The organism is Rhizobium sp. ZX09, from assembly GCF_017357485.1.
Taxonomy (GTDB): Bacteria; Pseudomonadota; Alphaproteobacteria; order Rhizobiales; family Rhizobiaceae; genus Agrobacterium; species Agrobacterium pusense.
The window spans coordinates 2,467,692-2,486,947 of record NZ_CP031363.1; the positions used below are offsets into that span (position 1 = coordinate 2,467,692).

A 19,256-nucleotide genomic window follows, 5' to 3' on the forward strand; every position below is an offset into this window, starting at 1 on the left:
ACAGATTCTTTTCTGCTGAGTATTTTCAATCGTTTAGATCAATATTTTCTTACGTAAACGTAAGAAAACGCGTCACGAAAGTGTCAAACTTTCTGCCGTTTTTCTTGATGAAGCGCCAGATAATCGGCGCTACGCATTTCAAACAGACGCGAGGCGGTGCGATCGAACTCGAAACCTTCCGTTCCCTTGCGTTTGCCGAGCAGATCTTCCGGCATCGCTGCCGCCGACGCGAACAGCCTGACGCTGTGATCATAAAGCGCGTCGATGAGGATGATGAAACGCTTGGTTTCGTTCCGTTTGTCCGCGTTCAAAAATGGAATGTGGTCGATGAAGACCGTGTCGAAACGATTGGCGATGGCAAGGAAGTCGGAAGCCCCGAGCGGCTTCTCGCAAAGGTCGGAAAAGGAAAAACGCGCCACACGGCCGCTGGCGCGCGGCACCAGGATGGAACGCCCCTTCATGGGTATCTCGGTTGGTGCAACAAGGTGCCCGCCGGTCATGTGCCGCCACGCCATATCCATCGCCTGATCGGCCGCGCCATCAAGCGGCGTCACATAGACCGGCAGGCTTTCCAGCTTCTCCATCCGATAATCGGTGGGGCTGTCCAGCGTCACCACCTCCACATGCTTCTTCAGCAGCTCGACAAAGGGCAGGAACAGTCCGCGATTGAGACCATCCTTGTAGAGATTGTCCGGAAAGACATTGGAGGTCGTCACCAATGTGCAGCCATTGGCGAAGAGCTCGCTGAATAGCCGCGCGAGGATCATCGCATCAGCAATATCCGTCACGGTGAATTCATCGAAACACAGGAGTTCGGCCTCCGCCAGAAGCTGGGCGGCGACAGGCGGAATCGGATCGGCCTGTTTGGTCTCGCCATTCTTCAGCTTCTGCCGGTGCGCATGCACACGATTATGCACATCCGCCATGAATTCATGAAAATGGCAACGCCGCTTGGAAGAAACGGGCGCCATTTCGTAAAACATGTCCATCAGCATCGTCTTGCCGCGGCCGACGCTGCCATAGACATAAAGCCCTTTCACCGTCGTTGCTGGACCGGCCTTGCGTGCGAACATCCAGCCGAGCGCGCTCTTCTTCTTGGCAGGCTTGCGGGCCTTCAGATCGGCGAGAATTCTGTCGAGATGGGCCGCCACACCAAGCTGGGCGGCATCGGCCTGCAAGGTGCCAGCTGCCGTCAATGCGTTGAGCTGTTCAACGACACTATGATTGTAATCAGGCAATGGCTTCATGAAAAGACGCCCCGGTCGCGGATGCAGCACGGAACCCGCGACGAATGGAATGGCTTAGAGCAGAATGAACGTTCCGGCTGCACCGGAACGACTCATCGGCTGAGGCTGAGCGGCTGCCCGCTATTGGTCGTGCCGTCGAAGCGTGCGTCTGCGCTCTTGTAGACGCGGCCGATAGTGTCACCCGAGCGATTCTTGAAGACGACCATCTTGCCGGATACTTCCCAGGACCCCATCGCCGTCAGCTCGCCGGAGCAACCACGCGTGCCGCCACGCGATCCGCTGCCCAGATTGGTGAGCGTCAGGAACATATCGCAATTGGCCCCGCCATTAGAAACGCGCCAGTTGCCGACCATGGATTCCTTGGTCACATCGAGAGCTGTTGCCGGTGGAGCAGCGGATGCAACATTGGTGCCGCCGGGTGTCGCCGAAGCAGGCGCCGACGGGAACTGGCTGCCGTTGGCACCACCGGGCGGCGGCAGGGCGCCAGACTGAACGGACGGCACCGGCTGCGCCTGCAGGGGCGGCGTATAACCGGGATTGTTGCTGGCGTTATTGTTGTAATCGTAGGAGGTACGTTGGCAACCGGCAAGGCTCATCACAACCGCAAGGCCCGTCACCACATATCTGAATTGCATATCAAGCTCCCGATTCTCTCGCTTCCGGAAAGACGATGATCAAACAAGAAGGCTGAATTATTACCAAAGCCTTATCTTGCGCAAGCGATGGCCGGGATAATTACCATTTCGGTCAATTTTTACCGAATTTTCCCACGCCGGGTTGAAAAAAGGGCCACGGTCGAGACCGCGGCCCGATAAATCTCTGTGGTCGGCGATTCGTCCTCAGACGCGGCGCTCAACCATCATCTTCTTGATTTCCGCAATCGCCTTGGCCGGGTTCAAGCCCTTCGGGCAAGCCTGCGCGCAGTTCATGATCGTATGGCAGCGATAGAGACGGAACGGGTCCTCGAGATTGTCGAGACGCTCGCCGGTCGCCTCATCGCGGCTGTCGATCAGCCAGCGATAGGCCTGCAACAGAACGGCCGGACCCAGATAACGGTCGCCATTCCACCAGTAGCTGGGACAGGACGTGGAGCAGCAGGCGCAGAGAATGCACTCATAAAGACCGTCCAGCTTCAGGCGATCCTCATGGCTCTGCTTCCATTCCTTGGCGGGTGTGGGCGAAACCGTCTTCAGCCAGGGCTCGATCGAGCGGTGCTGGGCGTAGAAGTTCGACAGGTCAGGAACAAGGTCCTTCACGACAGGCATATGCGGCAGCGGATAAACCTTCACCGTGCCGTTGATCTCGTCCATGCCCTTGGTGCAGGCGAGCGTATTGGTGCCGTCGATGTTCATCGCGCAGGAACCGCAGATGCCTTCGCGGCAGGAGCGGCGTAGCGTCAGCGTCGGGTCGATGTTGTTCTTGATGTAAAGAAGCGCATCGAGAACCATCGGTCCGCAATCATCGACATCAATATAGAAAGTGTCGATGCGCGGGTTCTGGCCGTCATCCGGGTTCCAGCGATAGACGCGGTATTCGCGCACATTCTTGGCACCATCCGGCTTCGGCCAGACTTTGCCTTCGTTGATCTGGGAATTCTTGGGGAGAGCAAGTTCAACCATATCCAGTTCCTCAAATCAGTAGACACGCGCCTTCGGCTCGATCTTTTTCGGATCGATGCCGTCGGCGATCAGGTCGGTGTGAACCGGGCGATAGTCGAGCTTCACGTCGCCTTCGGGGCTGACCCAGGCAAGCGTATGCTTGCGCCAGTTCACGTCGTCGCGACCACCGAACGGACCGTCGACGAAATCCTCGCGGGCATGCGAACCGCGGCTTTCCTTGCGCGCTTCCGCACCGTAGACAGTGGTGATGGCATTGGCCATGAGGTTATGCAACTCGAGCGTTTCGACCAGATCGGAATTCCAGACCATCGAACGGTCGGTGACCTTGACGTCGGGCAGTTCCTTCCAGATCGCCGAGAGACGGCGGCAGCCGCTTTCGAGCGATTCCTGCGTGCGGAACACGGCCGCATCGTCCTGCATGGCGCGCTGCATCTTGTCGCGCAGCACCGCCGTCGGCGTCGAGCCGTTGGCATAACGCAGGCTGTCAAAGCGTTCCATGATCCTGTCGCAGGCAGCCGTATCGAGAGCGGGAATCGCCTCGTCACGATTGATGACCTGAGCGGCGCGGATGGCGGCGGCACGACCGAAGACCACAAGGTCGATCAGCGAGTTGGAGCCAAGACGGTTGGCGCCGTGAACCGAGGCGCAACCGGCTTCGCCGACCGCCATCAGGCCGGGCGCGATGCGTTCCGGGTTGTTGGCATCGGCATTCAGCACTTCACCCCAATAGTTGGTCGGAATGCCGCCCATGTTGTAGTGAACCGTCGGCAGGACCGGGATCGGCTCGCGGGTCACGTCAACGCCGGCGAAGATCTTCGCGCTTTCGGAAATACCCGGAAGACGCTCATGCAGGATCGCAGGATCGAGATGATCGAGATGCAGGAAGATGTGGTCCTTGTTCTTGCCGACGCCGCGGCCTTCACGGATTTCCATCGTCATGCAGCGGGAGACAACGTCACGCGAGGCAAGGTCCTTTGCCGAAGGTGCATAACGCTCCATGAAGCGTTCGCCTTCGGAGTTGACGAGATAGCCGCCTTCGCCGCGCGCGCCTTCGGTGATGAGGCAGCCCGCGCCATAAATACCGGTCGGGTGGAACTGCACGAATTCCATGTCCTGAAGCGGCAGGCCCGCACGGGCGATCATGCCGCCGCCGTCGCCGGTGCAGGTGTGGGCAGACGTCGCCGAGAAATAGGCGCGGCCGTAACCGCCGGTCGCCAGAACGACCATCTTGGCGGCGAAGCGGTGGATCGTGCCGTCATCGAGGTTCCAGGCAACGACGCCAGTGCAGCGGCCATCCGGCGCCATGATGAGGTCGAGCGCGAAATATTCGATGAAGAATTCCGCATTGTTGCGCAGCGACTGGCCATAAAGCGTGTGCAGAATGGCGTGACCGGTACGGTCGGCGGCGGCACAGGTGCGCTGCACCGGTGGGCCTTCGCCGTAATTCTGCATGTGGCCGCCGAAGGGGCGCTGGTAGATCTTGCCTTCTTCGTTACGCGAGAAAGGCACGCCGTAATGCTCCAGCTCATAGACCGCCTTCGGCGCTTCCATGGCGAGATATTGCATCGCGTCGACATCGCCCAGCCAGTCGGAGCCCTTTACGGTGTCGTAAAGGTGCCACTGCCAACAGTCGGGCGTCATATTGGTGAGAGATGCGGCGATGCCGCCCTGCGCTGCGACGGTGTGGGAGCGCGTCGGGAAAACCTTGGTGATGCAGGCGGTCTTGAAACCCTGTTCGGCCATGCCGAGTGTAGCGCGCAGACCGGCGCCGCCGGCACCCACCACGATCACGTCATAGGAGTGATCGACATAGGTGTAGGCCTTGCCATTCTGGGAAGGTGAACTGATCGAAGCCATGACGAACTTATCCTACGAATGCGATTTTCAGGATGGCGAAGACAGACAGGCCACCGATGAGGATCGCGAAAAATGTATTCAGCATCAGAAGAACGAGCTTCGGAACTTCGGCGTGAATGTAGTCTTCGATGATGACCTGCATGCCGAGCTTCATGTGGATGAGACCGGAGACCAGCACCAGAGCCATGATGACAGCGACGAGCGGGTTGGAAAGCGCAGCGACGACTTCCGGATAGGGCGCGCCGGCATATTTGATCAGGAAGACAACAAAAAAGGTCAGCAACGGAATGTTCGAAACGGCCGTCAGGCGCTGGCGCCAGAAATGGTCGGTGCCTTCCTTGGCGGAGCCGAGACCGCGAACCTTCCCGAGAGGTGTACGCATATCCATGTAAGTATCTCCTCAGCGCACGATCAGGACGATGACCCAGATCAGCGCGGTCAGACAGATAGACGCCACGAAGGAGGCCTTTGCCAGCTTGGTGGTGAAGTGCTTCTCGAAGCCGTGCCCGAGGTCCCACATCAGGTGGCGCAGGCCGCCGATCATGTGGTGAACCAGCGCCCAGGTGTAGCCGACGAGAACGATCTTGCCGATGATGGTGCCCATCGCCCAGCTGACCCAGTCATAATAAGCTGGACCGGATGCCAGCGCGATAAGCCACCAGGCGACCAGGAGCGTACCGAAATAGAGCGCGCCACCGGTTACGCGGTGGATGATGGAGGCCACCATCGTCGGAATCGGCTTGTAAATTTGAAGATGCGGCGACAGAGGCCGGTTATTTGTCACATTCGCCATCAGAACCTCGCGGCGTTTTCCCGTGCGTCCACAAGACAGGACGCCCCCAAGCAACAGCACATGACGAAAGAATGTGCATTGCACCAACCGCGACGTTTAATCACATGGGCGCATCACCACAAGCACATTTCATGGCGGATTCCAATTTAATCGATTGGTTCGCGAATTTTTTTTGGAATTTTTTTGCATGAAAATAAAAAATCGAGCGTTTCCAAGATTTACGCCCTCAAAATATTTACCTTTACGTAATTCCGAAAAGGTGTAATTTACGATTGGTTAACTCAAAAAACCGGAGCATGAAGCTCATGTTACAGTACCGAATCGTTGCCTTGGTCATGATCGTTTCAGGCGGGATTTCAACTTACGCGCTGCCCTCTTTGGCGGGCGATTTTCATAGTCGGAATTCCTATCGTCACAGTCAATCGCAAGTCAGCTTTTCAACCGACGGCCTGCCGTCCACGCTGCCTGGGGGCACCTATGTCGGAAGCATTTCCGCGCTAAGAGTTCGAGGGAACGGCAATTATTTCGCGACCGGCAGCGGAATATCGCCGCAGATTGCCACGACCGGACCCCGTTTATTGCCGGCGCCCAGAGCAAAAATCATTACCGTGAATACCGATAATGAGCATGATGCCTGCGTTTACCAGCACGGTGTCTGCATTATTCGCCCCTGATCAGAGGAAACGCCAGACGGTGGTCTTCTTCACTTCGCTGTCTTCCAGTGCACGGCTGACGGTAACCTGATAGGTCGCAAGGGCCTCAAGACGCTGTTTCGGCAGGTACGCCCTGCCTGGATCGCCAACGAGAACGCTGACGCCCCGGTCAGTCAGGTTTATAAACCATGGCACGAGGAGATCCGCAAAGGCCCGGTCGTAAAAGACATCTCCTGCCAGCAGGACATCAGCCTCAATGGCGCGGCCGATCAGATCGACATGGGTAAAGCCGATATCAACCCCATTCAGGCCTGCATTCATGCGAACAGCCGTTTCCGTCCACGGATCTATATCGGCGGCAAGCACGGTCGCAGCGCCGGCCTTTGCAGCAGCTATGGCAACCAACCCGGAGCCGCTGGCAAAATCCACCACACGCTTGCCGCTTACGCTTTCCGTGTGATCGAGCACATAACGGGCAAGACCCTGCCCGCCGGCCCAGGCAAAAGCCCAGAAAGGCGGCGGCAAGCCAATCTGCTCCAGTTCCTCTTCCGTCTTCAGCCAGAGCTCATGCGCTTCGGTCGCGAGATGAAGGGAGAGTTCCGGCACATGAGGCGGATGCATGATGCCGGTATTGTCGAGGATGAAGCGTTCGGGATCGGTCCTCACCGACGCTTCAATCCGGGGATTTCGGAGGATTTGCGAGCCCGCCCATGCGGCAGACCTCAAGATACTCCTCTTCCGTCACCGGCTGCACGGAAAGCCGCATGGAGGTGACAAGCGACATATTCGCCAGCTTCGGATTGGCCTTAACATCCTTTAGCGAAACCGGCTGCGGCATATCGCAGACGGCGCGAATGTCGACACAATCCCACTTCAGATCACCTTCGGCGGTCGAGTCCGGATGCGACAACGCACAGACTTCGACGATGCCGACAACATCCAGTCCCTCATTGGAGTGGTAAAAGAAGCCCTTGTCGCCAATCTTCATGGCGCGCATGTTGTTGCGCGCCTGATAATTGCGCACGCCGGTCCACTCTTCGCCAGCCTCCCCCTTGGCCTTCTGCATCTCCCACGACCATTTGAACGGCTCGGACTTATAAAGCCAATAATTCGCCATGCCCGCTCAAGCTCCCGGATTGTTGAAGACCCAGTTATAGGGCTTCACGTCCACGCTTTCGAACAGGCCAGCCTTTGCATAGGGATCGGCTTCGGCAAGAGCCTTGGCCGCATCGATATCGGCGGCTTCCACGATGACGAGGCTGCCATTCGGCTTGCCTTCGGCATCGAGAAAAGGCCCGGCGATCTTCAGCGTGCCCTCGGAATTGAGCCTGTTCAGATGCTCCAGATGCGCCGGGCGCGTTTCCATGCGCACGTTCAGGTGGCCGGGCTTGTCCTTGCAGATAAAAGCGAACAGCATTTTCGTCTCCTTATGCCTTATTCGGTTGTGATGGGCCGTGTCATCAATTGTTGCATGGCGCTCGCCACATCCAGATTTCCGTCGATGATAGCGGCCACCGCTTCGGTAACCGGCATGTCCACGGTGTGACTTTCTCCCAGCCGGGCGGCGACGGCAGCCGCAAAGGCACCCTCTACCAGCCCGCCGGACATGTCCTTGCCGTTACCGCGGCCAAGCGCGATGCCGAAACGCAGGTTGCGCGACTGGTGGCTGGTGGCGGTCAGCACCAGATCGCCAAGACCGGAGAGGCCGCGTACCGTATCGGCCTTGCCGCCCATGGCAACGATGAGACGCGACATTTCGGCAAGCCCGCGCGATATCAGCGCCGCCCGGGCGGAATCACCAAGGCCCGCGCCTTCAACGATGCCGGCGGCAATGGCGAGGATATTTTTCAGTGCGCCGCCAAGCTGCACGCCGATGCGGTCTGTCGAGGCATAAAGCCGGAAGGTCTTGCCGGAAATCGTGGTCGCAAGCCGCTCGGCTATTGTTGCATCTTCCGCCGCAATCGCCATGGCCGTCGGTAGACCTCGCGCAATATCGGCCGCGAAGCCCGGACCGGAGAGAACCGCGATCGGATGACGGGGCAATTCCGCTTCCAGAAGTTCCGTGAGCAGCCGACCGGAACTCCGGTCGATACCCTTCGCGCAGGTAACGACGATCGAGTCATTAGCCAGATAAGGACCATAATGACGAGCCGCATCGGCATGAGCCTGCGAAGGCATCGCAAAGAGGACGATGCCGGCACTGGTCAGAACATCCGGCTCGGCGGAAAATTCAAGCACATCCGGCAGTTCGACGCCAGGCAGCGCCGCCTCATGTACGCGGTCGCTCCTGAGGTCGGCCATCAGGGATGGATCGCGGCCGAGCAGGATCACGTCGTGCCGGTTTTCCAGCGCGATGACGACGGCAAGCGCAGTTCCGAAGGCGCCAGCGCCGATGACGACGATTTTCTCCCGCTGCATCAGGCCTTGGCTCCCCTTTTACCGAAACCGATCAATGTCTCCGCACTGCCGTCGAGCGGCCAGCGCGAGCGCGGCGGGATTTCCAGCGGATCGGCTTCTCGGCCGTCGGCCATTCGCTCCAGCCCGGCCCATGCGATCATGGCCGCATTATCGGTGCAGAGCCGGTGCGGCGGCGCAACGAAACGAAAGCCATGGGTATCGCAAAGCGACTGCAGCGTCTGGCGGATTTCCTGATTGGCCGCAACGCCGCCTGCGACGACGAGCGCAGGCTGGGTTTCCATATGCGGAAACTCCTGCTTGAAACGGGCAAGACCACGGCCAATCCGGTCCTTGAGTGTGCGTGAGACCGCTTTCTGGAACGATGCGCAGATATCGGCAATGTCCTGCTCGGACAGCGGCGCGATCGCGGTCGCCGCCTGCCTTACCGCCGTTTTCAGGCCGGAAAAGGAAAAATCGAGCCTGGTCTCGCCGACCATCGGACGAGGAAGCGGAAAGCGGTCGGGATCGCCCTTTGCCGCCGCCTTCTCAACCGCAGGCCCCCCGGGATAGGGCAGGCCGAGAAGTTTCGCGGTCTTGTCGAAGGCCTCGCCGAGCGCATCATCGATGGTGGTGCCCCAGCGCTCATAATCGCCAACGCCACGCACCAGCACCAGCTGAGTATGGCCACCGGACACGAGCAGCATCAGATAGGGAAAAGATAGACCATCGGTGAGGCGCGCCGTCAGTGCATGTCCTTCCAGATGGTTGATCGCATAAAGCGGCTTGCCTGCTGCTTTTGCGATGGCCTTGCCCGTCATCAAGCCCACCAGCAGGCCGCCGATCAGCCCGGGGCCGGAGGTAGCAGCAACGGCATCGACGTCGGCAAGGGCCACGCCCGCCTGCTCCAGCGCTTCTTCCACGAGCGTATCCAGCGCCTCGACATGGGCCCGTGCGGCAATTTCCGGCACCACACCGCCATAGGCGCTGTGTTCCTCGAGCTGCGACAAAACGACGTCGGAGACGATCTCGCCGCGCCCATCCGCATGCCGAACCACAATGGATGCAGCGGTTTCGTCACAGCTTGTCTCTATGCCGAGGATACGAAGAAAGGGGGTCATCACATCTGTTCGTTCATTGCGATCATGCGCGGAGTTGGTCTAAGACAACTCCGGTAACAATGGATAGACGCGGATGCAAACAAAACCTTTCCGAATCGGCACGCGCGGCAGCCCGCTGGCGCTCGCGCAGGCTTATGAGACGCGCAACCGGCTGATGGCGGCGCATGGTCTGCCGGAAGACATGTTCGAAATTGTCGTGCTATCCACCAAGGGCGACCGGATAACCGATCGCGCCTTGTCCGAAATCGGCGGCAAGGGCCTGTTTACCGAAGAACTGGAAAGCCAGCTCCTGTCAGGCGAACTCGATATGGCCGTGCATTCCTCAAAGGACATGCCGACCGTTTTGCCGCAAGGCCTTTATCTGTCCGCCTTCCTGCCGCGTGAAGACATACGCGACGCCTTCATCGGCCGCACCGCGCCGAAGCTGCTCGAACTGCCGCATGGCGCCGTGGTCGGCTCCGCATCCCTGCGTCGCCAGGCGCTGATCCGTCGCCTGCGGCCGGATCTGAGCGTGATCATTTTTCGCGGTCAGGTCGATACAAGGCTGCGTAAGCTGGAGGAAGGCCAGGCGGACGCGACACTTCTTGCCCTTGCCGGCCTGAAGCGGCTCGGAAAGGACAATGTTCCCACGGAAATTCTTGACCCGAAGGAGTTCCCTCCCGCTCCAGCCCAAGGCGCAATCGGCGTGGAAAGCCGCATCGACGATACGCGCATGGACGAACTGCTCGCGCCTATAAACGACAGGCCCACTCATGATTCAGTGAGCTGTGAGCGCGCCTTTCTGGCGGCGCTTGACGGCTCCTGTCGCACGCCGATTGCCGGTTATGCCACCTGTGACGGCGAGGAACTGCATTTTTACGGCCTCATCCTCACCCCCGATGGCCAGACGAGCCATGGCATCGAAATCTCCGGCAACCGCAGGGATGCGGCGAGACTGGGCCAACAGGCCGGCGAAGAGGTACGCGCCAAGGCAGGCAGCAGTTTCTTCGAAGGCTGGGGCTGAGCCAATGCGGATCGTCGTCACCCGGCCGCAGCGTTCGGGCGAAAGTACGGCCGCAAAACTCGAAGCGCTCGGCCACACGCCGGTGCTACTGCCGCTGTTCTATCCCGTCCATCATCACGAGCGCGCCATCTCGGCGCTGTCGCACCCAATGGCGGCCATCGCCGTGACCAGCGCAGAGGCTTTGCGGGCACTGGAGACATCACGACACCGGCTGGTTCCCAATCTATCAAAACCGCTGTTCGCCGTCGGAAGGGCAACGGCTGAAGCGGCGGAAAAAACCGGTTTCAAACACATTCTCACCGCTTCCGGCGACGCCGTAAGTCTGAACGCGCTGGTGACTGAACGCGCGGCCCTGTTTTCCGAGAAAGAACCCCTGCTTTATCTCGCCGGCCGACCCCGTGGCGCCGTCTTCGAGGAAGGCCTTGCCGCCGCCGGCATTGCCTTCAAAACGGTCGACTGTTACGAGATGCTGCCCTGCAACGTTCCTGAAACTGTGCTCGAAACGGCCCTGGTGAAAAACGCGGCGGATGTGGTCCTGCTTTATTCATCGGAAGCGGCGCGGGCATTTTTCCATCATGTATCGACAGAAAAATACGAAAAGGCGTTGGCGAGAACACAATTCATCTGCATCAGCCGCAACGTGTTTTCTCTCGTTCCGGAAATCTTCCGCGTAAACGCGGTTGCCGCCAAAGAGCCGAGCGAGGCTGCAATGTTTGAACTTCTGCACCGCAACTCTGGAACCTAATTCGAGCTCGCCTCTTTCCTTTGCCGCCGTCACTGACTAGGTTTAAGAGTACTGCAGGCAGAAATGAGGTTGTCATGGTATCGGGAAAGCCGCCACGCCACTCCAAGTCCAAAGCCGAACCGGTCACGATCGACCTGGACGCCAAAGACGTGAAAGCAGTTTCCGCCGACGTGGATGCCGCCGAGACCGACAAAAAGCCCGGTGACAAAACCCCGGAGACCGCAGCGGATTCCGCAGTTTCGGATATCAGATCGGAAGCAACCGCAACAAGCAATGCCGCACCGATATGGGATCAGCCAAAGAGACCCCCTCTCGAGCCCGAGCCCAATGTCGGGAAAGCGGACGCCGTGGCGGCGACACCGAAGGCGGAGAACCTGGATAACGGACAGAAAACGCCTGTCTCGCCCTCCTCCGCTCCGCCTCAAGCCGATACTAAATCTTCGACAGGCACCGCCCACACGAGCGCTGCCTCGGCTGCAACAGCAAAGCCCGCCTCCGGATCCACAGCCTTCACCAGCGCATCCGGCGGCGCCACCACGGCAAAGCCTTCGACCGCGACCTCGTCCTCAGGACCGGCAAAGCCCTCCATACCGCAGCGGGTCGAAAGCAAACAGGCGGCGACCTCGGGCCTGATCGCGGCAGGTATCGTCGGCGGCCTTGTGGCGCTCGCCGCCGCCGGCAGCATGCAATATGCAGGCATGCCCTCCTTTAATGCAGGCAAGGCGGGAAGCGAGGAAATCGCTGCCCTTAAAACCGATCTGGACAGCTTGCGCCAGCAGCTTGCCAATGCGCCAGCCTCCGACACCTCGGCGCTGGAACAGCGCATCGCAACCCTTGAAGGCGTGAAGGGGGAGGCCTCGCAGGTCGATGGGCTGTCAGAGAAAATCACCGCCCTCGAAGCGGCTCTCCAGTCGGAACGGTCTGCGCAGACTTCGGCGACAGCGGAACTGACACGCCGTCTCGCTGATGCTGAAGCCAAGATCAACGAGCCGCGCGACGATATCGAAGTTGCCCGCGCTATAGCATCGGCCGCGCTGAAGGCCGCGATCGATCGCGGTGGACCGTTCCTGACGGAACTCGATACCCTGTCCAAGGTAACGCCCGACGATCCGGCCATCGCATCGCTGCAATCCTTCGCCGCAACCGGCGTACCATCACGCTCGGAGCTGATGCAGAAGTTCCCCGATGTCGCCAATGCGATGCTCTCAGCCATAAACCAGCCTGACCCCAATCAGGGCATCATGGAACGCCTGACCGAAAGCGCCTTTTCGCTGGTGAAGGTGCGACCCGTCGGAAACATCGAAGGCGAAACCCCCGAAGCCAGGATCGCACGCATGGAAAACAAGCTGCGCAATGGCGATCTTCAGGGCGCGGCACTTGAGTGGAACGGTCTTCCGGATGCCGCCAAGACGGCATCCGCCGATTACAAGAAATCTCTGGATGCGCGCGTCGAGGTCGAAAATCTGGTGGGCGGCACGTTGAACCGCGCCATCACCAGCACCGGCAGGCAGGGGTAAGGGCATGACCAGAATTCTGACTTTCGCCGTTATCGTTCTGGCCCTCGGTTTCGGTTTCTCCTGGCTGGCTGACAGGCCGGGCGTCCTTTCCATCGTCTGGCAAGGTCAGCTGATCGAAATGAGCCTGATGGTCGCAGCCTCCATCATCGCGGCGCTCATCGCTGCTGCCATGTTGCTCTGGTGGATCGTCAACGCCGTATGGACTTCGCCTAATGCCGCCCGTCGTTATTTCCGCGCGCGCAAGCGCGACCGCGGTTATCAGGCGCTCTCCACTGGCCTCATCGCCGCTGGCGCTGGCAATGCCATTCTTGCACGGAAGATGACGGCCCGCACGCAGGGACTACTGAGTGCCGATCAGGAGCCGCTGATTCACCTGCTCGATGCACAGGCCGATCTCATCGAAGGCAAATATGATGAGGCGCGCCGTAAGTTCGAGGCCATGGCGCGTGATCCCGAAACGCGTGAACTCGGCCTTCGCGGCCTCTATATCGAGGCACGTCGTCAGGGCGCTTACGAAGCCGCCCAGCAATATGCCGAGGACGCCGCGGAAAAAGCACCCTATCTGCCATGGGCGGCACAGGCGACGCTGGAAAACCGATGCCGCAACGGACAGTGGGACGATGCCATCCGTCTGCTTGATCAGCAGAAGGCGGCCAGCGTCATCGAACGCGGCGAGGCGGAGCGGCTGAAAGCCGTGCTTCTCACTGCCAAGGCCGGCGAGAAACTGGAAAGTGACCCGGTAGGTGCGCGCGAGGACGCGAAGCACGCTCTCAAGCTTGCAAAAGGCCTCGTCCCGGCAGCGCTTATCGCGGCAAAGTCCTACCTGCGCGAAGACAATCTGCGCAAGGCCGCCGCGATTCTTGAACCCGTCTGGAAAAACGATCCGCATCCGCAGATCGCCGAACTTTACGTACGCGCCCGCAGCGGCGATACCGCCATCGACCGTCTGAAGCGGGCAGAGCGGCTTGAAAGTCTGAAGCCCAACAACATCGAATCCCTGTTTGCAGTGGCGCAGGCGGCGCTCGACGCCAAGGAATTCGCCAAGGCCCGGGCGAAGGCCGAGGCCGCCGCCCGGATCGAGCCGCGCGAAAGCATCTTCCTCTTGATGGCCGATATCGAGGAGGCCGAAACCGGGGATCAGGGCCGTGTGCGCTACTGGATGGCGCAGGCACTGCGCGCGCCGCGTGATCCGGCATGGGTCGCCGACGGTATCGTCTCTGAAAAATGGCTGCCGGTCTCGCCTGTCACGGGTCGTCTCGATGCCTTCGAATGGAAAGCGCCTTTCGGGCAGCTGGAAGGCCCTGTTGAAGATCTGACAATCGAAAACGCGATTGCCGCAGCACCCGCAAGGACCGAACCGACGGTAAAGACGGTCGTCGTGGAAACCGCGCCCGAGACCCGTGCGGAGCCAAAGCGGGCTTCGGCTGAGCCCATAGAGGTAAAACCGAGTGTTTCGGCTCCGACGGAGAAAAAGCCCGTCACGATCGAAGCGCCGGTGGAAACCGAAGCGGCGAATGAAAAGGCCGAAGCAGTGCCCTTTTTCGGCGGTGCGCCAGATGATCCGGGTGTGAAGAAATCCGGCGCGGAAGCCGAACCCAAGACACGGCTCAAACTCTTCTGACGAGCAGGCTATCGATGTTCCAGCAAATACAGTCGTTTATTCAGAACCTCGTCGGCCCGCAGGCAGGTGATTTCAGTCCCGATGATCTGAGGGTGGCGGTAGCCGCCCTCTGTTTCCAGGTCATGGAAGCCGATGGCACCATCTCGAAAAGCGAGCGTGATCGTCTTCGCGAAATTCTGCATGAATATTATCATCTCGACGGCGGCAAGCTTGATGCCCTTCTCGCCGCCGGTCAGGAGGCCGGCAAGGAAGCAGTCGATTATTACCGCTTTACCACCGATATCCGTCGCCACCTGGATGAAGATCAGCGCGTGGAGCTTATTGGCATATTATGGGATATTGTTTACGCTGACGGCGAACGAAGCGAGATGGAAGACCATGTGATCTGGCGTGTCGCGGATCTGCTGGGTGTTTCCGTGCGCGACAGGGTCCTGCAACGTCAGCAGGCCGCCACGAGGTCCGGACCCGCTGAAGAAAGCGAAAACGAAGACGATGCTGTTTGACCCCTCCAGGCAACAGAAACAACAACCTTCGCTGCTCATCGTCCTGCATCAGGAACGCTCCACGCCCGGTCGCGTCGGCCAGATGCTGGTGGAAAAAGGGTATCGTCTGGATGTAAGGCGTCCCGCGCTCGGCGATGACCTGCCGCAGACGCTGGAAAAACACGCCGGAGCCATCATTTTCGGCGGCCCGATGAGCGCCAATGATCCGCATGATTATGTCAAAGCCGAAATCGACTGGCTGAAAGTGCCGCTGAAGGAAAACAAGCCTTTTCTCGGCATCTGTCTCGGTGCGCAGATGTTGTCCAAACATTTGGGCGGCAGGGTGGAAGCCGACAGGGACGGCAAGGTGGAGATTGGCTGGTATCCGCTCCATGCCACCGAACATGGGCGGCTTCTGATGCCGCACTGGCCGAAGATGGTCTATCACTTCCATCGCGAAGGCTTTGAGCTGCCGCGTGGAGCCGAACTTCTGGCATCGGGCGAAACCTACCCCAATCAGGCCTATCGATATGGAAAAAATGCCTGGGGCCTGCAGTTTCACGCCGAGCTGACCCGTGCCATGATGCATAGCTGGGTGGTGCGCGGCGCGCAGCGTTTCGGCATGCCCAATGCCCAGGTGGGCAGCCAGCATCTGGAAGGCCGCATGCTGTTCGATACGCCGCTCAGGGCATGGCTCAGCAATTTTCTGGATCTGGTTTTTGAGGGCAAGGCGCAGCGCTAGAGCATTTCCGGTAAAGATGCGCTGCGGCTTTACGTCCGGATAATCCGTGAAAACAAAAAGTTAGATCGTTTTTGCGCTTCGAAGAAAAGCCAAGACGATCTGAGACCCATCGCTGTCAGTGCGGCGCGTCGAGATTGTCGATCTTGCGCAGCTTGGAAAAGCCGAGCGCCCAGATGACCGCCACGGCGAGCGTGCCAGCCCCGCCGATGACAACGGCTGGAACGGCACCCACAACGTGAGCCATGGTGCCGGCACGAAACTCACCCAGTTCGTTCGATGCGCCGACGAAGACCATGTTCACCGCGTTCACACGCCCGCGTACCTCATCCGGTGTCCAAAGCGCGATCAACGTTTCTCGCACATAAACCGATACCATGTCCGATGCGCCCATGACTACCAACGCGGCGATGGACAGCCACGCGGTTTGCGAAAGTCCGAAGACCACGGTTGAAACGCCGAAAAGGCCAACGCCAGCGAACATCAGCAGGCCGGCATGGTGACGAATGGGCTTGAATGCCAGAATAACGGCGACGGTGATGGCGCCGATACCGGGCGCCGCGCGCAGAAGCCCGAGGCCCCACGGGCCGAGCGTCAGCACTTCCTTGGCAAAGATCGGCATCAATGCAACCGCGCCACCCAGCAACACCGCGAAGAGATCGAGCGATATTGCACCGAGGACGATCTTTTCCTGCGAGATGAATTTAAACCCGGCGAGCATGGTTTCGAGGCTGATCGCCTTTGCCGGGCCGCGTTGTTCCGGCTTGCGGATAGCCACCGCAAGTCCTGCGGAGACGATAAAAAGCACGAGCGCCACACTGTAGGCAACGGAGGCGCCGAGACCATAAAGCAGGCCGCCGGCAACGGGACCGAGAATGGAGGCCATCTGCCAGGAAGAAGAATTCCAGGCGATGGCGTTCGGCAAATCCTCCACCGGCACGAGATTGGGCGCCAGCGACTGGACCGCCGGTCCCATGAAAGCGCGCTCTATGCCGAAGACGACAAGAATGGCAAAGACCGGCCAAGGGGAAAAGCTGTGCGTGAGTGTCAGCGCCAGAAGAGCGACGGCACAGAGCGCCGCAACCATCAGGCATATGGCCATAATACGCCGGCGATTGTGCCGGTCGGCAACCGTTCCCGTAACAAGGATCAAAAGAAGTGACGGCAGAAACTGGAAAAGACCGATCAGGCCGAGATAAAAGGCATTGCCGGTCACTTCATACATTTGCCACCCAACCGAAACACTGACGATCTGTATGGCAAAGGCCGAAAAAAACCGGGCGCTGAAGAAACGTCGATAGGATGAATGCCGGAATGCACCGAAACGGTTTTCGGCAGAAGGAAGAGACATCGGCTGGGTGCTCGCGAAGAAAATGTGTGATGGCAATAAAGCGATATGACAGGAATCACCAGCCCTCACCATCGCGATCGCGCAAAGTGTGAGCGGTTTTTGCGTGAAATCCTGCCGCCCGGTTATGAGTTAGACCACGATCACAGCAGGTGGATCTAACCGGTGATGATTACGATTCGGCGCAACACTTGCCGGTTCAGCGACGAATGTCTAAATGTCTTGCAACCAAGATACGGAGATATTGATGCTTGCCCTGTTTCAGACCATCGATCTGGCCTTGAACCTCTATACCTGGGTGCTGATTGGCAGCGCCATTTTTTCATGGCTTTACGCCTTCAACGTCATCAATTCCCGCAACCAGTTCGTGAACGCCATCGGCAGCTTTCTGTTCAATGTCACGGAACCGGTTCTGCGCCCCATCCGTCGCGTTCTGCCCAATCTCGGTGGCATCGACATTTCGCCGATCATCGTGCTCCTGATCATCTTCTTCATCCGCTCCTTCATGTGGAACACGCTGTACCCGATGTTCGCGTGAACGGCTGCTGGCAAAAACACGGTGATCATATCCGGCTCTCCGTTCGCCTCACGCCGAATGGCGGGCGGGACGCGATTGATGGCGTGGAGCTTGATGCGGACGGAAACGCGCAGCTAAAGGCCCGGGTCAGCGCCGTGCCGGAAGGCGGTAAGGCGAACAAGGCCCTGGCTGTTTTGCTGGCAAAGAAACTTGGCGTACCCAAAACCGCCATCAGCTTCGTTTCGGGCGAAACAGCGCGCAAAAAAATCCTCCGGATCGACACCGACCCGGAGGATTTTGAAGACCGATTGAAAAAGCTTTAGACCAGATCAGCCCTGCGCCTTGTAGCGCTCGATGGCTTCGACGATCAGCTTCTTGGCAACGTCAACATCCTGCCAGCCGCCCATCTTCACCCACTTGCCGGGCTCCAGATCCTTGTAGTGCTCGAAGAAGTGCTCGATCTGCTTCAGCGTGATTTCCGGAAGATCGGTGTAATTATTGACCTTGTCGTAACGACGGGTCAGTTTCGGAACCGGAACCGCCAGAATCTTCTCGTCCTTGCCGCCATCATCTTCCATGATCATTACGCCGATGGGACGAACATTGATGACGCAGCCCGGTACCAGCGGGCGGGTGTTGCAGATGAGAACGTCGATCGGATCGCCATCGTCGGACAGGGTGTGCGGTACGAAACCATAGTTACCCGGATAGGTCATCGGCGTGTAGAGGAAGCGATCAACGATCAGCGCACCGGCATCCTTGTCCATCTCGTACTTGATCGGGTGTCCACCGACCGGCACTTCAACGATAACATTAACGTCTTCCGGCGGATTTTTGCCTACGGAAATTGCATCGATACGCATTCGCTTCCCTCATTCGACGGGTTGGATTTGGTTTTCGATACTGGGAAAGTCTGCGCATTGCAACACGGCTGTGGGCATATAAGGCATAATGGATAAATTGGGTGCCAGCGATGCGGTCACGACCGGACGCTAAACGACAATCCCGGAATTTGCGCCGTCAGTTCCAGACGAAACCGACCTTGCGAAGTGATTTGCCACCGAAATCTTCCATTCCTTCGGCAATGTCGCGCCCACCATGCGAGCGGAAAAAGCGATTGGCTACATCGCTGTCCTCAAGGCACCAGACGACAATACCGTTGCAGCCAAGCGAGGTCAGCAACCGTCGCGCTTCCGTGAAAAGCAGTGATCCGAGGCCGATGCCCTGATATTCCGGACGGAGATAGAGTTCGTAAATTTCGCCGTCATGCGGCAGTCCGCGCGCCCGGCTGAGGCCCAGCGTCGCGTAGCCGGCAACAACGCCCGCCACTTCAACCACCAGCATGGTTGCTGAACCCTTGGTTGCCTTTTTCCACCAGATTTCGCCACGGCGCTCGAGCATCTGCGTCAACGGCCGATGCGGGATAAGCCCGGCATAGGCCTGTTGCCACGACAGACGGTGCGCCTCGGATATGGCGCGCGCATCATGCGGTTCAGCACGGCGAACATCGATGGATAACGTTTTCATAACGCGATTCTGGCCCCGGCCACGGAAACTTACCAGTCATAAAGGTTAACGCCGGCAAGCTTACCCACAGCCT

23 protein-coding genes are annotated in these 19,256 nt (G+C 59.1%); 9 read left to right on the forward strand and 14 right to left on the reverse strand.

The annotated features are described in order from the left end of the window. Positions 1 to 83 precede the first annotated feature (83 nt). From zapE to sdhC, 6 genes are all read right to left on the reverse strand, one after another. Positions 84 to 1,247 carry a cell division protein ZapE gene (zapE, locus tag BTN45_RS12145; RefSeq protein WP_207588055.1) on the reverse strand — a complete coding sequence of 388 codons (1,164 nt, stop codon included), beginning with the start codon at positions 1,245 to 1,247 and terminating at the stop codon, positions 84 to 86. Between the two features lie 92 nt (positions 1,248 to 1,339). Continuing rightward, the gene (locus BTN45_RS12150) at positions 1,340 to 1,882 is read right to left on the reverse strand and encodes a protease inhibitor Inh/omp19 family protein (RefSeq protein ID WP_004443808.1); all 543 of its coding nucleotides are present in this window, start codon (positions 1,880 to 1,882) and stop codon (positions 1,340 to 1,342) included. A gap of 204 nt (positions 1,883 to 2,086) precedes the next feature. After that, complete coding sequence (locus BTN45_RS12155; RefSeq protein WP_004443810.1) at positions 2,087 to 2,866, reverse strand: succinate dehydrogenase iron-sulfur subunit; 780 nt, start codon at positions 2,864 to 2,866, stop codon at positions 2,087 to 2,089. A gap of 15 nt (positions 2,867 to 2,881) precedes the next feature. Continuing rightward, positions 2,882 to 4,723 (reverse strand): succinate dehydrogenase flavoprotein subunit, encoded by a 1,842-nt coding sequence (gene sdhA, locus BTN45_RS12160; protein WP_004443812.1) that lies wholly within the window; start codon positions 4,721 to 4,723, stop codon positions 2,882 to 2,884. Positions 4,724 to 4,730: 7 nt separating this feature from the next. Beyond that, a complete protein-coding gene (sdhD, locus tag BTN45_RS12165) occupies positions 4,731 to 5,111 on the reverse strand; it encodes a succinate dehydrogenase, hydrophobic membrane anchor protein (protein WP_004443814.1) in 381 nt (126 codons plus the stop codon). A gap of 12 nt (positions 5,112 to 5,123) precedes the next feature. Then, on the reverse strand, positions 5,124 to 5,516 hold the full coding sequence (sdhC, locus tag BTN45_RS12170; protein WP_004443817.1) for a succinate dehydrogenase, cytochrome b556 subunit: 393 nt from the start codon (positions 5,514 to 5,516) through the stop codon (positions 5,124 to 5,126). A 305-nt stretch (positions 5,517 to 5,821) separates the two neighbouring features. On the opposite strand from sdhC, the gene BTN45_RS12175 reads away from it, so the two are divergent. Further along, positions 5,822 to 6,190, forward strand: coding sequence for a hypothetical protein (locus BTN45_RS12175; protein WP_162699303.1), 369 nt, complete (start codon positions 5,822 to 5,824; stop codon positions 6,188 to 6,190). Here the strand turns inward: BTN45_RS12175 and BTN45_RS12180 are convergent, their stop codons facing one another. The 5 genes from BTN45_RS12180 to tsaD are packed head-to-tail and all read right to left on the reverse strand — an operon-like array spanning position 6,191 to position 9,684. Then, a complete protein-coding gene (locus tag BTN45_RS12180) occupies positions 6,191 to 6,835 on the reverse strand; it encodes a methyltransferase (RefSeq protein WP_207588057.1) in 645 nt (214 codons plus the stop codon). Positions 6,836 to 6,842: 7 nt separating this feature from the next. Beyond that, positions 6,843 to 7,286, reverse strand: coding sequence for an EVE domain-containing protein (locus BTN45_RS12185; RefSeq protein WP_004443825.1), 444 nt, complete (start codon positions 7,284 to 7,286; stop codon positions 6,843 to 6,845). A gap of 6 nt (positions 7,287 to 7,292) precedes the next feature. Then, complete coding sequence (locus BTN45_RS12190) at positions 7,293 to 7,586, reverse strand: YciI-like protein (protein ID WP_004443827.1); 294 nt, start codon at positions 7,584 to 7,586, stop codon at positions 7,293 to 7,295. Between the two features lie 17 nt (positions 7,587 to 7,603). After that, positions 7,604 to 8,587 (reverse strand): NAD(P)H-dependent glycerol-3-phosphate dehydrogenase, encoded by a 984-nt coding sequence (locus BTN45_RS12195; protein WP_112553184.1) that lies wholly within the window; start codon positions 8,585 to 8,587, stop codon positions 7,604 to 7,606. Next, positions 8,587 to 9,684 (reverse strand): tRNA (adenosine(37)-N6)-threonylcarbamoyltransferase complex transferase subunit TsaD, encoded by a 1,098-nt coding sequence (gene tsaD / locus BTN45_RS12200; protein WP_207588066.1) that lies wholly within the window; start codon positions 9,682 to 9,684, stop codon positions 8,587 to 8,589. Before tsaD ends, BTN45_RS12195 begins: the two co-directional genes overlap by 1 nt. Before the next feature lie 73 nt (positions 9,685 to 9,757). On the opposite strand from tsaD, the gene hemC reads away from it, so the two are divergent. From hemC to BTN45_RS12230, 6 genes are all read left to right on the forward strand, one after another. After that, complete coding sequence (hemC, locus tag BTN45_RS12205; RefSeq protein ID WP_112765633.1) at positions 9,758 to 10,687, forward strand: hydroxymethylbilane synthase; 930 nt, start codon at positions 9,758 to 9,760, stop codon at positions 10,685 to 10,687. Positions 10,688 to 10,691: 4 nt separating this feature from the next. Beyond that, positions 10,692 to 11,432 (forward strand): uroporphyrinogen-III synthase, encoded by a 741-nt coding sequence (locus BTN45_RS12210; protein ID WP_173614894.1) that lies wholly within the window; start codon positions 10,692 to 10,694, stop codon positions 11,430 to 11,432. Positions 11,433 to 11,506: 74 nt separating this feature from the next. Beyond that, positions 11,507 to 12,949, forward strand: a complete 1,443-nt coding sequence (locus BTN45_RS12215) for a COG4223 family protein (protein WP_207588068.1) — start codon at positions 11,507 to 11,509, stop codon at positions 12,947 to 12,949. A 4-nt stretch (positions 12,950 to 12,953) separates the two neighbouring features. Further along, positions 12,954 to 14,570: a heme biosynthesis protein HemY gene (locus BTN45_RS12220; protein ID WP_004443842.1), complete on the forward strand. Its 1,617-nt coding sequence runs from the start codon at positions 12,954 to 12,956 to the stop codon at positions 14,568 to 14,570. 14 nt (positions 14,571 to 14,584) lie between these two features. Continuing rightward, positions 14,585 to 15,073, forward strand: a complete 489-nt coding sequence (locus BTN45_RS12225; RefSeq protein WP_004443844.1) for a TerB family tellurite resistance protein — start codon at positions 14,585 to 14,587, stop codon at positions 15,071 to 15,073. Continuing rightward, complete coding sequence (locus tag BTN45_RS12230; RefSeq protein ID WP_035207930.1) at positions 15,063 to 15,794, forward strand: glutamine amidotransferase; 732 nt, start codon at positions 15,063 to 15,065, stop codon at positions 15,792 to 15,794. Before BTN45_RS12225 ends, BTN45_RS12230 begins: the two co-directional genes overlap by 11 nt. Before the next feature lie 115 nt (positions 15,795 to 15,909). On the opposite strand, the gene BTN45_RS12235 is transcribed toward BTN45_RS12230, so the two are convergent. Beyond that, a complete protein-coding gene (locus BTN45_RS12235) occupies positions 15,910 to 17,142 on the reverse strand; it encodes an MFS transporter (RefSeq protein ID WP_004443847.1) in 1,233 nt (410 codons plus the stop codon). A 244-nt stretch (positions 17,143 to 17,386) separates the two neighbouring features. On the opposite strand from BTN45_RS12235, the gene BTN45_RS12240 reads away from it, so the two are divergent. Together BTN45_RS12240 and BTN45_RS12245 are read left to right on the forward strand one after the other, a co-directional pair. Continuing rightward, positions 17,387 to 17,677 carry a YggT family protein gene (locus tag BTN45_RS12240; RefSeq protein ID WP_004443850.1) on the forward strand — a complete coding sequence of 97 codons (291 nt, stop codon included), beginning with the start codon at positions 17,387 to 17,389 and terminating at the stop codon, positions 17,675 to 17,677. Next, complete coding sequence (locus BTN45_RS12245; RefSeq protein ID WP_167497186.1) at positions 17,674 to 17,979, forward strand: DUF167 domain-containing protein; 306 nt, start codon at positions 17,674 to 17,676, stop codon at positions 17,977 to 17,979. Before BTN45_RS12240 ends, BTN45_RS12245 begins: the two co-directional genes overlap by 4 nt. Positions 17,980 to 17,985: 6 nt before the next feature. Here the strand turns inward: BTN45_RS12245 and ppa are convergent, their stop codons facing one another. Both ppa and BTN45_RS12255 read right to left on the reverse strand, forming a co-directional pair. Then, complete coding sequence (ppa, locus tag BTN45_RS12250; RefSeq protein ID WP_004443856.1) at positions 17,986 to 18,519, reverse strand: inorganic diphosphatase; 534 nt, start codon at positions 18,517 to 18,519, stop codon at positions 17,986 to 17,988. 157 nt (positions 18,520 to 18,676) lie between these two features. Further along, complete coding sequence (locus BTN45_RS12255) at positions 18,677 to 19,183, reverse strand: GNAT family N-acetyltransferase (protein ID WP_006698245.1); 507 nt, start codon at positions 19,181 to 19,183, stop codon at positions 18,677 to 18,679. Between the last annotated feature and the right edge of the window lie 73 nt (positions 19,184 to 19,256).

What these genes read in the sequence shown, in the direction of transcription:
- BTN45_RS12240 (WP_004443850.1), top strand. Translation starts at nt 17,387, where the DNA reads ATGCTTGCCCTGTTTCAGACCATCGATCTGGCCTTGAACCTCTATACC.
- ppa (WP_004443856.1), bottom strand. Translation starts at nt 18,519, where the DNA reads ATGCGTATCGATGCAATTTCCGTAGGCAAAAATCCGCCGGAAGACGTT.
- BTN45_RS12255 (WP_006698245.1), bottom strand. Translation starts at nt 19,183, where the DNA reads ATGAAAACGTTATCCATCGATGTTCGCCGTGCTGAACCGCATGATGCG.
- sdhD (WP_004443814.1), bottom strand. Translation starts at nt 5,111, where the DNA reads ATGGATATGCGTACACCTCTCGGGAAGGTTCGCGGTCTCGGCTCCGCC.
- tsaD (WP_207588066.1), bottom strand. Translation starts at nt 9,684, where the DNA reads ATGACCCCCTTTCTTCGTATCCTCGGCATAGAGACAAGCTGTGACGAA.
- BTN45_RS12190 (WP_004443827.1), bottom strand. Translation starts at nt 7,586, where the DNA reads ATGCTGTTCGCTTTTATCTGCAAGGACAAGCCCGGCCACCTGAACGTG.
- BTN45_RS12210 (WP_173614894.1), top strand. Translation starts at nt 10,692, where the DNA reads ATGCGGATCGTCGTCACCCGGCCGCAGCGTTCGGGCGAAAGTACGGCC.
- zapE (WP_207588055.1), bottom strand. Translation starts at nt 1,247, where the DNA reads ATGAAGCCATTGCCTGATTACAATCATAGTGTCGTTGAACAGCTCAAC.
- sdhA (WP_004443812.1), bottom strand. Translation starts at nt 4,723, where the DNA reads ATGGCTTCGATCAGTTCACCTTCCCAGAATGGCAAGGCCTACACCTAT.
- BTN45_RS12215 (WP_207588068.1), top strand. Translation starts at nt 11,507, where the DNA reads ATGGTATCGGGAAAGCCGCCACGCCACTCCAAGTCCAAAGCCGAACCG.
- sdhC (WP_004443817.1), bottom strand. Translation starts at nt 5,516, where the DNA reads ATGGCGAATGTGACAAATAACCGGCCTCTGTCGCCGCATCTTCAAATT.
- BTN45_RS12150 (WP_004443808.1), bottom strand. Translation starts at nt 1,882, where the DNA reads ATGCAATTCAGATATGTGGTGACGGGCCTTGCGGTTGTGATGAGCCTT.
- BTN45_RS12185 (WP_004443825.1), bottom strand. Translation starts at nt 7,286, where the DNA reads ATGGCGAATTATTGGCTTTATAAGTCCGAGCCGTTCAAATGGTCGTGG.
- BTN45_RS12175 (WP_162699303.1), top strand. Translation starts at nt 5,822, where the DNA reads ATGTTACAGTACCGAATCGTTGCCTTGGTCATGATCGTTTCAGGCGGG.
- BTN45_RS12155 (WP_004443810.1), bottom strand. Translation starts at nt 2,866, where the DNA reads ATGGTTGAACTTGCTCTCCCCAAGAATTCCCAGATCAACGAAGGCAAA.
- BTN45_RS12195 (WP_112553184.1), bottom strand. Translation starts at nt 8,587, where the DNA reads ATGCAGCGGGAGAAAATCGTCGTCATCGGCGCTGGCGCCTTCGGAACT.
- BTN45_RS12225 (WP_004443844.1), top strand. Translation starts at nt 14,585, where the DNA reads ATGTTCCAGCAAATACAGTCGTTTATTCAGAACCTCGTCGGCCCGCAG.
- BTN45_RS12220 (WP_004443842.1), top strand. Translation starts at nt 12,954, where the DNA reads ATGACCAGAATTCTGACTTTCGCCGTTATCGTTCTGGCCCTCGGTTTC.
- BTN45_RS12230 (WP_035207930.1), top strand. Translation starts at nt 15,063, where the DNA reads ATGCTGTTTGACCCCTCCAGGCAACAGAAACAACAACCTTCGCTGCTC.
- hemC (WP_112765633.1), top strand. Translation starts at nt 9,758, where the DNA reads ATGCAAACAAAACCTTTCCGAATCGGCACGCGCGGCAGCCCGCTGGCG.
- BTN45_RS12235 (WP_004443847.1), bottom strand. Translation starts at nt 17,142, where the DNA reads ATGTCTCTTCCTTCTGCCGAAAACCGTTTCGGTGCATTCCGGCATTCA.